Here is a 14448-nt window from a genome sequence, read left to right on the forward strand (position 1 = left end):
ATCATAGCGGCGTCAGCTTCCACTCAGCTTGCCAAAATCCAAGGAGACCTGCATGCGTCGCGATACCTTTCTGAAGTCCCTGGCCGCCCTGGCCGCCACCGGTGCCCTGCCGTTGTCGGCCTGGGCCGCTCCCAATGTCAAGATGATGATCCCCGCCAACCCGGGCGGCGGCTGGGACACCACCGGGCGGGCGCTGGGCAAGGCCCTGACCGACGCCAAGCTGGCCGACACCGTGACCTTCGACAACAAGGGCGGCGCCGCCGGTGCGCTGGGCCTGGCCCAGTTCGTCAACGGCTCCAAGGGCGATCCCAACGCGATGATGATCATGGGCGCCGTGATGCTGGGCGGCATCATCACCGGCAAGCCGCCGGTGAGCCTGTCGCAGGCGACGCCGATCGCCCGCATCACGAGCGAATACAACGTCTTCGTGCTGCCCGCCAGCTCGCCCCTGAAGACCATGAAGGACGTGGTCGAGCAGCTCAAGAAGGACCCGGGCAGCGTCAAGTGGGGCGGCGGCTCGCGCGGCTCCACCGAGCACATCGCCGCAGCCATGATCGCGCAGAAGGTGGGCGTCGATCCGTCCAAGATCAACTACGTGGCCTTCCGCGGCGGCGGCGAGGCCACGGCGGCGATCCTGGGCGGCAACGTCACGGTCGGCGGCAGCGGCTTCAGCGAATTCGCCGAGTACATCAACGCCGGCAAGATGCGCGCGATCGCCGTCACCTCGGCCCAGCGGCTGCCGGGCATCAACGTGCCGACGCTGAAGGAGCAGGGCATCGACGTCGAGATCGGCAACTGGCGCGGCGTCTACGGCGCGCCCGGCATCACGCCCGAGCAGCGCAAGGCCCTGACCGACATGGTGCTGGCGGCGCTCAAGACGCCGACTTGGGGCGAGGCCATGAAGAAGAACGACTGGACCCCGGCGGTGCTGTCCGGCGAAGCCTTCGCCAAGTTCGTCGACGACGAGTTCGCGAGCCTGCGCGCGACCATGGTCAAGTCGGGCATGGTGTGAGCGCCTGAATCGCTTCGCAACGGGCGCAGGCCGTCGAAACGGCCTGCGCCCTTTTTCCGCCCCCAGCGAGGTCCAGAAGAATGTCCAACATCGACGCACTCCCCCCTTCACCCCCGGCGTTGTGGCCGCAGACGCTGGTCGGCGCCGGGGTTCTCGTCACCGGGCTGGCGCTCGCCTTCGGTGCCATCGGCATTTCGTCCGAGGCCGGCTATGGCGGTGTCGGGCCCAACTTCCTGCCCTGGCTGGTGTCGATCGCACTGACCATCTGCGGCGCCTGGATCCTGTGGGAATCGCGCACCGGCGGCTTCCGCGAAATGGACGAGCCTTCGGGCGCCTCCGCGGCCTACTGGGCCGGCTTCGTCTGGGTCTCGGCGGGCCTGCTGCTCAACGCGGCGCTGATCACCAGCATCGGCTTCATCCTGAGCTGCACCCTGTGCTACGTGCTGGCGGTGCAGGGCCTGCGGCGCGCCAGCGGGCAGGGCGGCGTCAACGCGCCGCGGACCTGGCTCATCGACCTGGTGACCGGGCTGCTGATCGCGGCGCCGGTGTTCTGGACGTTCACGAAGTTCCTGGCGATCAACCTGCCGGGCCTGACGAGCACAGGCTGGATCTGACATGGAAATCTTCAACGCATTGATGCACGGCTTCGCGCTGGCGATCACGCCCGCGAACCTTCTCTGGTGCCTGGTCGGCTGCGCCCTGGGCACGGCGGTCGGCGTGCTGCCCGGCATCGGCCCGGCGGTCGCCGTCGCGATGCTGCTGCCGATCACCGGCAAGGTCGACGTCACCGCCTCGATGATCTTCTTCTCGGGGATCTACTACGGCGCGATGTACGGCGGCTCGACCACCTCGATCCTGCTCAACACGCCGGGCGAGACCGCCAGCATGGTGACGGCCATGGAGGGCAACAAGATGGCCAAGAGCGGGCGCGCCGGGGCCGCGCTCGCCACGGCGGCGATCGGCTCCTTCGTCGCCGGCACGATCGCCACCGTGATCGTCACGCTGTTCGCGCCCTTCGTGGCCGACTTCGCGGTGAAGCTCGGTCCGCCCGAGTATTTCCTGCTGATGCTGCTGGCCTTCACCACCGTGAGCGCGGTGCTCGGCAAGAGTACGCTGCGCGGCATGACGGCGCTGTTCATCGGCCTGGCGGCCGGCTGCATCGGGCTCGACCAGATCTCGGGCCAGGGCCGCTACACCGGCGGCATTCCCGAACTGCTCGACGGCATCGAGATCGTGCTGGTGGCGGTCGGCCTGTTCGCGGTTGCCGAGGTGCTGTATGCGGTGCTCTACGAGGGCAAGGTGGTCGAGGGGCAGAACAAGTTGAGCCGTGTCCACATGACGGCGCGCGACTGGAAGCGCTCGATCCCGGCCTGGCTGCGCGGCACCGCGATCGGCACGCCCTTCGGCTGCATCCCGGCCGGCGGCACCGAGATCCCGACCTTCCTGAGCTACGCGACCGAAAAGAAGCTGGCCAAGGATTCGGACGCCAAGGCCGAGTTCGGCACCAGCGGCGCGATCGAAGGCGTGGCCGGCCCCGAGGCGGCCAACAACGCCACCGTCACGGCGGCGCTGATTCCGCTGCTGACGCTCGGCATCCCGACCTCGAACACCACCGCCATCCTGCTCGGCGCCTTCCAGAACTACGGCATCCAGCCGGGGCCGCAGCTGTTCACGACCTCGGCGGCGCTGGTCTGGGCGCTGATCGCCTCGCTCTACATCGGCAACGTGATGCTGCTGGTGCTGAACCTGCCGATGGTCGGGCTGTGGGTCAAGCTGCTCAAGATCCCGAAGCCGCAGCTCTACGCGGGCATCCTGATCTTCGCCACGGTGGGGGCCTACGGCATGCGCCAGAGCGCCTTCGACCTGGTGCTGCTGTACGCGATCGGCGTGCTGGGCGTCGTGATGCGGCGCTACGACTTCCCGACGGCGCCGGTGGTGGTCGGCATGATCCTCGGGCCGCTGGCCGAAGCGCAGCTGCGCAACGCGATGTCGATCGGCGAGGGCAGCGCGGCGGTGTTCTTCCAGCGCCCGATGTCGATCGCGCTGGTGATCATCGTGCTGGCGGTGATGATCCTGCCGCGCGTGGCCAAGCGGCTGAGCGAGCGGCGCGCCGCCGGGGCGGCGGCCGCCTGAGGCCGCGGCGCGCAGATCAGTTCGCGGCCGGGCCCGCGCCGTACGGGGCGGTCGCGGTCTGCTGCATCCTGGCGCCCTGCAGGCGCTGCACCTCGGCCATGTATTCCGGGCCGCTGCGCATGCGCTGGTAGGCCGCCATCTGGGCGCGGTAGGCCGGGCTCGACGGATCGAAGCTGTCGCGGTTGGCGACCTGGCTCATGCCGGAGCGGATCCAGAGATTCGTGTCGGCGGCGACCTCGACCCGGCTCATCGCGCCGGTGGCGGGGTCGGCGGGGCCGACGCGGTACTCCTGCGGCGCACTCATCATCATCGACCGGCTGGCCGCCAGGTCGGCCGTCACGGCCGAACGGCTGTAGGCGCCGCCCGTGGTGGCGATGGGCGCTCCGACCCACTGCTCGGCCGGGACCGTCTGGGCAAAGGCGGCGGCGCCGGCCAGCGCGAGAACCGAGGCACCGAGAAGTTGCTTGGCATTCATGATGAAATCTCCCGAAGGCTTGGACGTGCAGTCGCGGACATCGCGGCCATCACAGGACGTGACTGTGACGATTCCGCGCCGTGGGGGCTGTGCGATTTCGCACGTCATTTCTCAATCCGCCCGATGCAACTGGGGGTTCCGCCATGGCGCTCCAACGTTCCTCCCTCGGCCTGCAGCACATCGCGCTGCTGCAGGGCCTGTCGGCCGGCCGGCTGGCGCAGCTGGCCGAGCGCTGCCAGTGGAAGAGCCTGCCGGCCGCGACGCCGGTGCTGCTGCGCTCCGAGCAGAAGAGCGATGTCTACTTCGTGGTCTCGGGCGCCCTGCGCGTGACCTCTTACGCGGCCAATGGCCGGCAGGTCACGTTCCGCGATCCGCAGGCGGGCGAGCATTTCGGCGACATCGCGGCGATCGACGGCCAGCCCCGCTCGGCGGACGTCGTCACGCTCACGCCCTCGGTGGTGGCCAGCCTGGACCGCACCGCCTTCCTCGAACTGCTGCGCGACGAGCCGGTGGTCGCCGAGCGCGTGATGCGGGGCCTGGCGGCGCTGGTGCGGCAACTGTCGGACCGGGTCATCGACCTGAGCACGCTCGGGGTGCAGAACCGCGTGCACGCGGAACTGCTGCGGCTCGCCCAGCAGGCCGGCGTGGTCGACAACCGCGCGCGGCTGGAGCCGGTGCCCACCCATGCCGAGCTGGCCGGCCGGATCAGCACCAACCGCGAACAGGTGACGCGGGAGCTCAACGCGCTGCGCCGCGAGGGCCTGCTCGCCAAGGATGGCAAGGCGCTGGTGGTGCCCGACGTGGCGCGGCTGGCCGGACTGGTGGCCGAAGTCCGGGGCTTCGACTAGCTCAGTTGTGCACGTGGCCGCCGTGCGCTTCGGCCGCGCTGCCGGCCGGCGTGCCGACCGGGACGTCGACCTGGAGCGCGCTCTTGACGCCCTTGGCATCCTCGAAGCGCAGGGTGAGCGGGATGCTGCCGCCCTTGGTGAACGGCTGCTTCAGGTCCATCAGCATCACGTGCAGGCCGCTGGGCTTGAGCTCCACGGTCTGCCGCGCTGGCAGTTCGAGCCCGCCGGTGACGGCGCGCATCTTCATGGTGTCGCCTTCCATCTTCATCTCGTGCACCTCGGCGACGCCGGCCGCGGGCGTCGAGGCGCCGACCAGCCGGGCCCCCGAGGGTGCCGTCAGCTTCATGAAGGCGCCGGTGCCGCTCTGGCCCGGCACCGTCTGGCGGACCCAGGCGTCGCGCACGTCGACTGCGGCCACGCCGGCCGGCAGCACGTCGAGGCGGGCCGCGGGCAGGGCCAGCTTCTCCGTCGAGCCCGCGACCGGCAGCTGGGCCCAGTCGGCGCTGCCGACGTCGCAGCTCTGCAGCACCTTGAAGTAGAGCGGGCCGGGCTTGTCGGTGAGCTTGCCGCGGACGATGAATTCGGCCCGTTCGGCGCCCGGCAATGCGGCCTGCGCCGAGTCGGCCTTCCACGACACCTCGCCCGGCGTGGCGGCCAGCGCCCAGCCCTGGCGCGGCTGGGCCTGGATCAGCGTGAAGCCCTGGGGCAGCTGGACCCGCAGGCCGGTGGTGGCCTTGGCGTCGGTGCAGGCATGGCCGACGCGGAAGGCGGCGTCGTAGTCGCTGCCGGCCGCAGCGCCGCCGGCGGGCAGGGTGACGTGGGCCATGGCGGCGGTGCTGCAGAGCAGGGCGCAGGCCGTGAGCGAACGGATGGCGGATGGGGTGGTCATGGTGCTCTCCTGGGGGCGGGGTTCAAAGGTCCCAGCGCAGTTCAGCCGTGTACGTGCGCTGCGGGTAGGGGTGGAAGTTCCAGTACTGGTAGTTGTTGGCATTGTCGATTCCGAAGGCGGCGGACCACTGCTTGTCGATCTGATAGCGCACGCGCAGGTCGACCGTGAAGTACTTGCTGGCGCCGAAGTAGGCGAAGCCGTTGACGTCGCTGTTGTCCAGCGTCGAATACTGCTTTCCGCTGTAGCGTGCCGCGGCCGTGAAGGCCCAGTGGGCGTCGGGCCGGTAGGTGGCGTAGACCGTCGAACGCCATTGCGGCACGCGCGGCTGCCACTTGCCCACGCTGGCCGGGAACAGCGGGTTCGCGACGATCTTCGAGTTCGCGTAGGTGAGGCTGGCACCCATGTCGAGGCCGCGCATCCACACGTCCTGCCCGGTGTACGACAACTCGAGGCCGGTGGTGCGCACCTTCTGGATGTTCTGCACCCGCGAGATGCTGGTGTTCGGGATCAGCTGGCTGTAGAGCGCGTCGTCGGTGGTCTCGTGGAACAGCGTGGCGCGCGCCAGGCCATTGCCCAGGTCCTTCTCGGCGCTCAGTTCGCTGGTCCAGGATTTCTCGGGCTTGAGCAACGGGTCGTTGATGAAGGACAGCGCGCCACCGCTGGTCGCGCCGTACAGCTCGCCCACGGTCGGGTAGCGCACGGCCCGGCCCAGCGAGGCCTTGAGCACCGTGTCGTCGGCCCACTGGTAGGCCAGCGCCGCCTTCGGCGAGGCGTCGGATTCGCTGCGCGAGGCGTAGGGCAGGGCGCTGGTCGCGGTGGCGGTGAAGCCGTTGCTGGCTTGCCAGTCCTCCCATCGCAAGCCCAGCACGGCCTTCCATCTCGGCGCGAAGGACCAGCTGTCCTGCACCCATCCGGCGACGGTCTCGGTGTTGCCGCCGACGTTGCTGACCAGCGTGCCCGAGGGGCCGGAGAGCCAGTTGCCGATCGCGTTGGTCTTGAGGATGCCGAGCTTGTAGGCATCGCGCTCGACGCCGAAATCGACGATGTGGGCGCCGCCCACTCCCTGCGGCCGCCAGGTGCCCTTGGCCGTCAGCGTATTCCAGCCCGTGGAACCGCCCTGGTCCTGCAGGGTGCCGGCGCCGCCGAAGGCCGCCAGCGGCAGCGCCACCGTGGGTGCGCGCTGCTGGTCCTTCGAGTAGTCGTAGAGGCTGGCGGCCACCTCCCAGTCCCACTCACCCTGGGTGTTGCTCCTGACCGAGAGGCCGTGCATGGTGTGCGTCTGCTCGTCGTTGGTGAGCGGAAAGGCCGTCGGCGCGAGCGTGAAGCTGCGCCCGAGGATGTTGACCAGCCCGCTGTAGACCGCCTGGCCCTGGGCGGTGCGCAGGTAGCTCTCCGGCCGGCCCTCGGAACTGTTCTGCCACCAGCCCAATGTGTAGGTGGCGGTGACGGTGGGCGAGAAGTCGTAGGCCAGCTTGAGCTTGGCATGGTCCTGGAGCGTGTGGTACTGGGTGCCGGTGCCCAGGATGTACCACGGCGTGTTGGTGGTGTTCAGGCCCGGCACGAAGCCCGCCACCGGGGTGCCGGCGCGCCCGGGCGTGCCCGAGGCCACCGTCGCGGTCGTGAAGGTCAGCGGCTGGCCCTGGCTGTCGCCCCGGCTCAGGTCGATGAACCACGACCAGTCGCCGCTGCGGCTGCCGAGCGAGGCGCTGGTCTGCCAGCTGTTGAAGGTCTTGCTTGTGGCGTAGAGGTCGTTGGGCTGCGACTGGTAGCCCATCTTGACGTGGGCCTCGAGCTGCGAGGGCATCCGGGTCACGTAGTCGACCACCGCGCCGGCCGAGTTGCCGGGGTAGGCGGCCGAGAAGGGGCCGTACATCACGTCGACCCGCTCGATCTCTTCGGGCGTGACGAGGCCCCAGCGCGGCGCATAGTTGCTGCCGTTGGCGATGCCGTTGCCGAGGTAGTTCGACAGCAGGATGCCGTCGGCGTAGACCGCCGAGCGGGCGCTGTTGCCGGTGCCCGAGGCGCGGGTCGACAGGATGGCGTGGTTGTAGTCGCCGATGTAGCGCTTGCGCACCAGCAGGCTGGGCAGGTACTTGAGCGCATCCTCGCTGTCGGTGGCGTTGATGCGGGTCTCGATCTCCTCGCGGGTGACGCCCTCGATGGTGGTCGGGATCTGGGTCGGCAGCGAGGTCGGCTGGCCGCCGGTCACGGTGACGACGCCGAGCGAGCGCGTGCGGTCGGGGGCCTCTTCGGCGGCACGCGATGCCGGCCGGTCCTGGGCCGACGCCGGCAGGGCCCACCAGGGGAAAGCCGCGCTCAACGCGAGCGACAGCAGGGTCTTGTCCATGGGAAGAATCTCCTCGGCAGCCTTGGGCTGCCTCCGCATTGCTGGAACGCGCAGCGCGGCGCCTTCCATGCGCCGCGTGCGTCAGGGCTGAAGCAAGCTCAGGAGAGAGGAGGTCCGCGCGCCGGCAGCGGGGCGGCGGTGGCCGCGGCGATGCGCGCGGCCGGAATGGGCTGGACCGCATGGCCCAGCGGCTGCAGCGTCGGCAACTGCACCAGCGGCAAGGCCGGCGGTGGTGCACCGGCCGGCAGGCACAGCGGGCAGTCGAGATGGCCGGCGGCGGGCGCCTTTGCGCCGTCGTCGGTCAGGACCACCAGCATGGTGGCGCCGGCGGCAGAGCAGACGATTTCCATCGGCTTCGGCTGCACCAGCGGAGAGGCCACGGCGACGCCGAGCGACAGCGCGAACCAGGCCAGCACGAAGCAGGCGAGGAGGCGGGCGCGGCGAAGGGCGGGCATGGGCGCGATTATGCGGCTTGGCGTGGACGGCCGGACTGGCGTCGTGCGGGCGGGGTCAGCGCGCGGGGGCGTCGGCCGGCACCACGGTGGTGGAGCGGCGCGAGCGGACCGTTTCGGTCGCGCCCGGCACCGGCTGGCCGGCCGGCGTGACCACCGTGGCGCGCCGGTCGGGCGTGCGCGTCGTGACGTTGGCCGGCGGTCCGCCGCGCGCGCGGTCCAGTGCCGCGCCGGCGTCGCGCACGCAGGCTTCGCGCTCGGGCGCCGGCAGCTTGCCGCTGTTGCACACGGCCAACTGCCGCTCGTGGCGCTCCTGGGCCTGCTGCAGGTCGGTCGGGGTCTGGGCCCAGGCGCCGAGCGCGGCGGCCAGCAGGACGCCGCAGGTCGCGGCACGGAAAACGGGTCGAGTCATGGTGTGGCTCCGTCGATGGACGGGGCTAGTCTATCCCGCGCTGTGGGCCGCGTCCGGCTTCGCTTCGGATGCGGCGGGCTGGCCGCGCAGCCGCCGCACCGTGCGCTTGATCCAGCCCTCGACGTCGTCGACATAGGTGAACACCGCCGGCACCACCAGCAGGCTCAGCACGGTGGAGGTGATCAGCCCGCCGATCACGGCCATCGCCATCGGCGCGCGGAAGCTGGAATCGGCGGCGCCGAGCCCGATCGCGATCGGCAGCATGCCCGCGCCCATCGCCAGCGTGGTCATGATGATCGGCCGGGCCCGCTTGTGGCAGGCGTCGCGCAGCGCGTCCCAGCGGCTCATGCCATGGTCGCGGCGCGCCACGATCGCGTACTCGACCAGCAGGATCGAGTTCTTGGTCGCGATGCCCATCAGCATGATGAGCCCGATCAGCGAGGGCATCGACAGCGCCTTCTGGCCGATCAGCAGGCCGACGAAGGCGCCGCCGAGCGCCAGCGGCAGCGCGCACAGGATCGTGATCGGGTGCAGGAAGTCCTTGAACAGCAGCACCAGCACGATGTAGATGCACAGCACGCCGGTCAGCATCGCCAGGCCGAAGCTCGCGAACAGCTCGGTCATGACCTCGGCGTCGCCGACCTCGGCCACCCGCACGCCGGGCGGCAGGCTGCGGATCGAGGGCAGCTTCATCGCCGCGTCCTTGGCGTCGCCGAGGCCGACGCCCGACAGTTCGATCTCGAAGTTGACGTTGCGCGAGCGGTCGTAGCGGTCGATCACGGCCGGGCCGCCCTCCATCGTGAGCGCCGCCACCTGGCTCAGCATCACCGGTCCGCGCGTGCCGGGCACCGCGAGCCGTTCGAGCAGCGCCAGGTCCTGCCGCGCCGAATCTTCCAGCTTGACCACGATCGGCACCTGCCGCTGTGCCAGGTTGAGCTTGGGCAGGTTCTGGTCGTAGTCGCCCAGGGTGGCGACGCGCAGCGTCTCGGCGATCGCCGAACTGGTGACGCCGAGGTCGGCGGCGCGCGCGAAGTCGGGCCTGACCGCGATCTCGGGCCGGATCAGGCTGGCGGTCGAGGTGATGTTGCCGAGGCCAGGAATGGTGCGCAGGTCGCGCTCCACCGCGCGCGCGGCGGTGGTCAGCGCGTTCGGGTCGTCGCCGCTGAGCGCCAGGATGTACTTCTCGCCCGAGCCGCCGAGGCCGACGGTGCTGCGCACGCCGGGCAGGGTTTCGAGCGCGGCCCGGATGCGGTTCTCGACCACCTGCTTGCGCGGGCGATCGCCGCGCGGATCGAGCTGGATCGTGAGCGTGGCCTTGCGGGTCTCGGGGGTGCCGAAGTTGGCGAAGGGGTCGCCGCCGGCGCTGCCGCCGCCGACCGTGGTGTAGACGCTGCGCACATGGTCGATCGCCATCAGGCGGCGGCGCGTCTCCTCGGCGGTCGCGGTGGTCTGGGCCAAGGTGGCGCCGGGCGCGAGCGACAGGTAGACCTGGGTTTGCGAGTTGTCGTCGGGCGGGATGAAGCCGGTCTTGAGCAGCGGGATCATCGCCACCGAGCCGAAGAAGAAGAGGGTGGCCAGCACCATCGTCGTGAAGCGGTGCTTCAGGCACCACTCGGCCATCCGCATGTAGATCCGGAGCCAGCGCGGCTCCTTCTCGGCGCCGACGATCGGCTTCAGGATGTAGGCCGCCATCATCGGCGTCAGCACGCGGGCCACCACCAGGGAGGCGAACACCGCGAGCGAGGCGGTCCACCCGAACTGCTTGAAGAACTTGCCGGCCACGCCGCTCATGAAGGCGGTCGGCAGGAACACCGCGATCAAGGTGAAGGTGGTGGCGATCACGGCCAGGCCGATCTCGTCGGCGGCTTCCATCGCCGCCTGGTAGGGCGTCTTGCCCATGCGCAGGTGGCGCACGATGTTCTCGACCTCGACGATCGCATCGTCCACCAGGATCCCGACCACCAGCGACAGGGCCAGCAGCGACACCACGTTGATCGAGAAGCCCAGCAGGTACATGCCCACGAAGGCCGGGATCACCGACATCGGAAGTGCCACCGCCGAAATGAAAGTCGCGCGCCAGTCGCGCAGGAACAGCCAGACCACGATGACGGCCAGGATCGCGCCTTCGTAGAGCAGGTGCAGCGAGCCTTCGTACTCCTCCTCGACCGGGGCGACGAAGTTGAAGGCCTCGGTGAGCTGGATGTCGGGGTGCTGCAGGCGCATCTCGCCAAGCGCCTTCTGGATCGCGGCGCCGACTTCGACCTCGCTGGCGCCGCGGCTGCGCGCCACCTCGAAGCCGACCACCGGACGGCCGTCGAGCAGCGCGGCCGCGCGCGGCTCGGCGATGGTGTCGCTGATGCGCGCCACTTCGTCGAGGCGGATGCGGCGGCCGTCGCCGAGCGCGATCTGCATGTCGGCCAGCTGGTCGGCCGACTGCACCGTGGCCAGCGTGCGCACCGGCTGCTCGCTGCCGCCGACGTCGGTGCGGCCGCCCGCGCTCTCGGTCTGCACCAGTCGCAGCTGGCGCGAGATGTCGGCCGCGGTGGCGCCGAGCGCCTGCAGCCTGGCCGGATCGAGATCGACATGCACCTGGCGCGTGACGCCGCCGACCCGGTTCACCGCGCCGACGCCGGGCAGCGCCAGCAGCTTCTTGGTGACGTCGTTGTCGACGAACCAGGACAGCGCCTCGTCGTCCATCTTGGACGACGCGATCGTGAAGGCCAGCACCGGCTGGGCCGCGAAGTCGAGCTTGGTGACCACCGGGTCGCGGACGTCGGCCGGCAGGTCGGCGCGCACCCGCTGCACCGCCGAGCGCACGTCGTCGACCGCTTCCTGCACCGGCTTCTCGAGCCGGAACTCGACGATCAGCGTGGCCGCGCCGTCCTGCACCTTGGTCGTGATGTGCTTGAGGCCCTGGATGGTGGCGATCGCGTTCTCGAGCTTGCGCGCGACATCGTTCTCAAGCTGCGAGGGCGCGGCGCCCGGCAGCGCGGCCGACACCGTGACGGTCGGCAGGTCGATGTCGGGGAAGTTCTGCACCTTCATGGCGTTGAAGGACAAGAGACCCGCGAAGGTCAGCAGCACGAACAGCATCACCGCCGGGATGGGGTTGCGGATGGACCAGGCCGAGACGTTCATCGTCGCTGCTCCTTACTTGGCGGCTTCGACCGTGGGCTTGGCAGCCGCCGCCGGCGCCTCGACCACGCGCACCAGGTCGCCGTCGTTGAGGAAGCCCGCGCCCTGGACCACCACCCGCGCGTCGGCCGGCAGTGCGGTCGTGATCTCGACCCGGTCGCCGACCCGGCGGCCGGTCTCGACCTTGCGCTGGGCGACCCGGTTGTCGGGCTGCAGCAGCAACAGGTAGTTGAAGCCGTCGCGCGGCACCACCGAGGCCTGCGGCACCGTCAGCGCGCTGGTGTGGCCGAGCTGGAAATCGCCGCGCGCGAACATGCCGGCCTTGAGGCCCGTGTTCTGCAGCACGTTGGGGATGTCGACATAGACCAGCGCGGCGCGGGTCTGCGGATCGACCGTCGGCGCGATGCTGCGGACCTTGCCGCTGACCTGGGCGCCGCTGGCGCTGGTGATCACGGCCGGCGTGCCGACCGCGATGCGGCCGAGCTCCGACGAGGTGACCTCGGCCCGCCATTCGAGGCGGCCCTGGCGGACCATGCGAAACAGCTCGGTGCCGGCGGCGACCACGCTGCCGACGGTGGCGGTGCGGGCCGAGATCACGCCGTCGTCGGGCGCGAGCACCTGCGTGTTGCGGCCGCGCACCTGCTGCGCGGCCAGCACCGCCTCGGCCGCCTCGACCCGCGCCTTGGCGGTCTGCTCGGCCGTCTGGTACTGGTTGATCTGCTGCTGGCTCATGGCGCCGGTGGCCTGCAGCGTGCGCGCCCGCGCCGCGGTGCCGGTGGCGTCGGCGGCGGTGGCGCGGGCCTCGGCCAGCGAGGCCTTGGCCTGGGCCACGTCGGCCTGCACGGATTCGGGCGAGAAGGTCGCGAGCAGCTGGCCCTTCTTGACCGCGTCGCCGACATTGACCCGCACCTCGGCCAGCTTGAGGCCGTTCGATTCGGAGCCGATGCTGGCCTCCTGCCAGGCCGCGACATTGCCGTTGGCCGCCAGCGTGACGCTCAGTTCGCTGGTCTCGGGCTTGGCGACCGTGACGGTCAATGAGGGCCGGGCCGTGGCCTCGGGCTTTTTCTCGGGTGCGGCGGCGGGCTTGCCGCGCAGCAGCCAGACAGCGCCGGCGACAAGCACCAGCACGGCAGCCAGCACGACGAGGAGGGTGGAACGCTTCATTCTTTTCATGGCGACGGTGCGGAGGCAGGGGCGGTGGAGGCCAGGGATTCGGGCCGCGTCCAGCCGCCGCCCATGGCGCGGTAGAGCGAGACCCAGGCTTCGGCGCGCTCGCGCTGCAGCGCGACGCGGGCGGTCTGCGAGACGAACAGGGTGCGCCGCGCATCCTCCAGGTCGAACAGGCTCGCCAGCCCGGTGTTGAAGCGGGCCTGGGTGGCGTCGAAGGAGGTCTGGTAGTTCTGCACCGCGGTGTCGGCGTCGGCGGCGCGGTCGTTGGTGCTCTGCAGGTTGATCAACGCCTGCTCGACCTCGCTCACGGCGCGCCGCACGTTGGCGCGGTAGAGCGACACGGATTCGTCGTAGCGCCCCTTGGCGGCGTCGTAGTTGGCCGCCAGGGTGCCGCCGTCGAAGATCGGGACGTTGAGCGCCAGCGGGCCCAGCGTCCAGGTGTTCAGCGATTCGCTGAAGCCACCGCCGCGCACCTTGAGCACGGCGATCGAGCCCTGCAGCGTCAGGCGCGGAAAGCGCTGGGCCAGCGCCGCGCCGGCTTCGGCGCTCGCCGCGGCGACGTCGAGTTCGGCCGCGTAGACGTCCGGCCGCTGCGCCAGCGCCTCGGCCGGCACGCTGTAGACCGCCTGCACGGCCGGCAGGGTGACGTCGATCGGAGCGGCGGCGAGCTTGGGCGCCAGGACCGCTCCCTCGATGCCGGTCAGCGCCACCAGCGCCTGCTGCTGCACGCTGCACAGCGCGCGCTGCTGGGTCAGCCTGCCGGCGGCCTCGGCGGCGCTGGCGCGGGCCAGTGCGGCATCGGCGGGCGCCGTGAAGCCGGCCTGCGCCGACAGCTCGGTCAGGCGCGCGGACTCGGCGCGCGATCGGGCATCCGAGGTCGACACCACCAGCTGGCGCCGGCAGGCACGCTCGGCCAGGTAGGCGTTGGCGGTCTCGGCCGCCACCGACACCCGGGCGTCGTGCCAGCGGGCGTCGGCGCCCGCATAGCGCGACTGGCTGGCGTCGCGGCTGCCGCGCAGGCCGCCGAACAGGTCGATCTCCCAGCTCGACTGCAGGCCGGCCTGCTGCGTGGTGAGGGGCGGGATGTCGGTGCCGGTGCTGCCGGTCGAGAAACCCGAGGTGGGCGAGTTGCCGCGGCTGGCCGACAGCGAGCCGTTGAGGTTCGGCACCAGCGCGGCACCGGCCGCGACGCGCGAGGCGCGGGCTTCGCCGATGCGGGCCTGGGCGCTGGCCACGGTCGGGCTGGCGGCCTCGGCGGCGACGATCAGCTCGACCAGCAGCGGGTCGTCGAGTTGCCGCCACCACTCGGCCAGCAAGGGCATGGAGCCGCCGTGGGGCAGGGCGGCGGTGCCGACCGGCAGGGGTGTCTGCCATTGCGCCGGCGTCGGCGCCGCGACCTGTTCGGGCGGCCGCGAAACGGCGCAGGCGGCGAGCAGCAGGGGGGCGACGAGCAGGAGCGCGGGGAGCCGGGAGTTCCTCATGAGATTCCGCAAGAAAGGAGTGACGTGCGCTGGCGGACGGGTGGTGGCGCCAGGGCGTCGGCAGGCGGCCGGTGGACCGTGCAAGGGGCGCAGC

Annotated in this window: 12 protein-coding genes; 4 read left to right on the top strand and 8 right to left on the bottom strand. The window is 70.9% G+C overall.

Translation table 11 applies throughout. The features are described 5' to 3' along the window. The first annotated feature begins 52 nt into the window (after positions 1–52). From QTI33_RS02515 to QTI33_RS02525, 3 genes are all read left to right on the top strand, one after another. On the top strand, positions 53–1012 hold the full coding sequence (locus tag QTI33_RS02515) for a Bug family tripartite tricarboxylate transporter substrate binding protein (RefSeq protein ID WP_286504176.1): 960 nt from the start codon (positions 53–55) through the stop codon (positions 1010–1012). Positions 1013–1092: 80 nt separating this feature from the next. Next, positions 1093–1626: a tripartite tricarboxylate transporter TctB family protein gene (locus QTI33_RS02520; RefSeq protein ID WP_286504177.1), complete on the top strand. Its 534-nt coding sequence runs from the start codon at positions 1093–1095 to the stop codon at positions 1624–1626. A 1-nt stretch (position 1627) separates the two neighbouring features. Beyond that, positions 1628–3145 carry a tripartite tricarboxylate transporter permease gene (locus QTI33_RS02525; protein WP_286504178.1) on the top strand — a complete coding sequence of 506 codons (1518 nt, stop codon included), beginning with the start codon at positions 1628–1630 and terminating at the stop codon, positions 3143–3145. Positions 3146–3161: 16 nt separating this feature from the next. Here QTI33_RS02525 and QTI33_RS02530 read toward each other — a convergent pair whose 3' ends face one another. Then, positions 3162–3620 carry a hypothetical protein gene (locus tag QTI33_RS02530; RefSeq protein ID WP_286504179.1) on the bottom strand — a complete coding sequence of 153 codons (459 nt, stop codon included), beginning with the start codon at positions 3618–3620 and terminating at the stop codon, positions 3162–3164. Positions 3621–3763: 143 nt separating this feature from the next. Here QTI33_RS02530 and QTI33_RS02535 point away from each other — a divergent pair, with 143 nt between their 5' ends. Then, on the top strand, positions 3764–4468 hold the full coding sequence (locus tag QTI33_RS02535) for a Crp/Fnr family transcriptional regulator (protein WP_286504180.1): 705 nt from the start codon (positions 3764–3766) through the stop codon (positions 4466–4468). A gap of 1 nt (position 4469) precedes the next feature. Here QTI33_RS02535 and QTI33_RS02540 read toward each other — a convergent pair whose 3' ends face one another. From QTI33_RS02540 to QTI33_RS02570, 7 genes are all read right to left on the bottom strand, one after another. Next, complete coding sequence (locus QTI33_RS02540) at positions 4470–5357, bottom strand: copper chaperone PCu(A)C domain-containing protein (RefSeq protein ID WP_286504181.1); 888 nt, start codon at positions 5355–5357, stop codon at positions 4470–4472. Between the two features lie 22 nt (positions 5358–5379). Continuing rightward, positions 5380–7704: a TonB-dependent receptor gene (locus QTI33_RS02545; RefSeq protein ID WP_286504182.1), complete on the bottom strand. Its 2325-nt coding sequence runs from the start codon at positions 7702–7704 to the stop codon at positions 5380–5382. A 98-nt stretch (positions 7705–7802) separates the two neighbouring features. Beyond that, the gene (locus QTI33_RS02550) at positions 7803–8159 is read right to left on the bottom strand and encodes a DUF2946 family protein (RefSeq protein ID WP_286504183.1); all 357 of its coding nucleotides are present in this window, start codon (positions 8157–8159) and stop codon (positions 7803–7805) included. A 55-nt stretch (positions 8160–8214) separates the two neighbouring features. Next, the gene (locus QTI33_RS02555; RefSeq protein WP_286504184.1) at positions 8215–8568 is read right to left on the bottom strand and encodes a hypothetical protein; all 354 of its coding nucleotides are present in this window, start codon (positions 8566–8568) and stop codon (positions 8215–8217) included. A gap of 30 nt (positions 8569–8598) precedes the next feature. Next, entirely contained in the window at positions 8599–11706 is a 3108-nt protein-coding gene (locus tag QTI33_RS02560) for an efflux RND transporter permease subunit (RefSeq protein ID WP_286504185.1), read from the bottom strand. Between the two features lie 12 nt (positions 11707–11718). Further along, complete coding sequence (locus QTI33_RS02565; protein WP_286504186.1) at positions 11719–12876, bottom strand: efflux RND transporter periplasmic adaptor subunit; 1158 nt, start codon at positions 12874–12876, stop codon at positions 11719–11721. After that, a complete protein-coding gene (locus QTI33_RS02570; RefSeq protein WP_286504187.1) occupies positions 12873–14354 on the bottom strand; it encodes an efflux transporter outer membrane subunit in 1482 nt (493 codons plus the stop codon). Before QTI33_RS02570 ends, QTI33_RS02565 begins: the two co-directional genes overlap by 4 nt. Positions 14355–14448 lie beyond the last annotated feature (94 nt).

Origin of the sequence: Variovorax davisae (genome assembly GCF_030316845.1) — a bacterium.
In the GTDB taxonomy this organism is placed as follows: domain Bacteria; phylum Pseudomonadota; class Gammaproteobacteria; order Burkholderiales; family Burkholderiaceae_C; genus Variovorax; species Variovorax davisae.

What these genes read in the sequence shown, in the direction of transcription:
- QTI33_RS02515 (WP_286504176.1), top strand. Translation starts at nt 53, where the DNA reads ATGCGTCGCGATACCTTTCTGAAGTCCCTGGCCGCCCTGGCCGCCACC.
- QTI33_RS02520 (WP_286504177.1), top strand. Translation starts at nt 1,093, where the DNA reads ATGTCCAACATCGACGCACTCCCCCCTTCACCCCCGGCGTTGTGGCCG.
- QTI33_RS02525 (WP_286504178.1), top strand. Translation starts at nt 1,628, where the DNA reads ATGGAAATCTTCAACGCATTGATGCACGGCTTCGCGCTGGCGATCACG.
- QTI33_RS02530 (WP_286504179.1), bottom strand. Translation starts at nt 3,620, where the DNA reads ATGAATGCCAAGCAACTTCTCGGTGCCTCGGTTCTCGCGCTGGCCGGC.
- QTI33_RS02535 (WP_286504180.1), top strand. Translation starts at nt 3,764, where the DNA reads ATGGCGCTCCAACGTTCCTCCCTCGGCCTGCAGCACATCGCGCTGCTG.
- QTI33_RS02540 (WP_286504181.1), bottom strand. Translation starts at nt 5,357, where the DNA reads ATGACCACCCCATCCGCCATCCGTTCGCTCACGGCCTGCGCCCTGCTC.
- QTI33_RS02545 (WP_286504182.1), bottom strand. Translation starts at nt 7,704, where the DNA reads ATGGACAAGACCCTGCTGTCGCTCGCGTTGAGCGCGGCTTTCCCCTGG.
- QTI33_RS02550 (WP_286504183.1), bottom strand. Translation starts at nt 8,159, where the DNA reads ATGCCCGCCCTTCGCCGCGCCCGCCTCCTCGCCTGCTTCGTGCTGGCC.
- QTI33_RS02555 (WP_286504184.1), bottom strand. Translation starts at nt 8,568, where the DNA reads ATGACTCGACCCGTTTTCCGTGCCGCGACCTGCGGCGTCCTGCTGGCC.
- QTI33_RS02560 (WP_286504185.1), bottom strand. Translation starts at nt 11,706, where the DNA reads ATGAACGTCTCGGCCTGGTCCATCCGCAACCCCATCCCGGCGGTGATG.
- QTI33_RS02565 (WP_286504186.1), bottom strand. Translation starts at nt 12,876, where the DNA reads ATGAAAAGAATGAAGCGTTCCACCCTCCTCGTCGTGCTGGCTGCCGTG.
- QTI33_RS02570 (WP_286504187.1), bottom strand. Translation starts at nt 14,354, where the DNA reads ATGAGGAACTCCCGGCTCCCCGCGCTCCTGCTCGTCGCCCCCCTGCTG.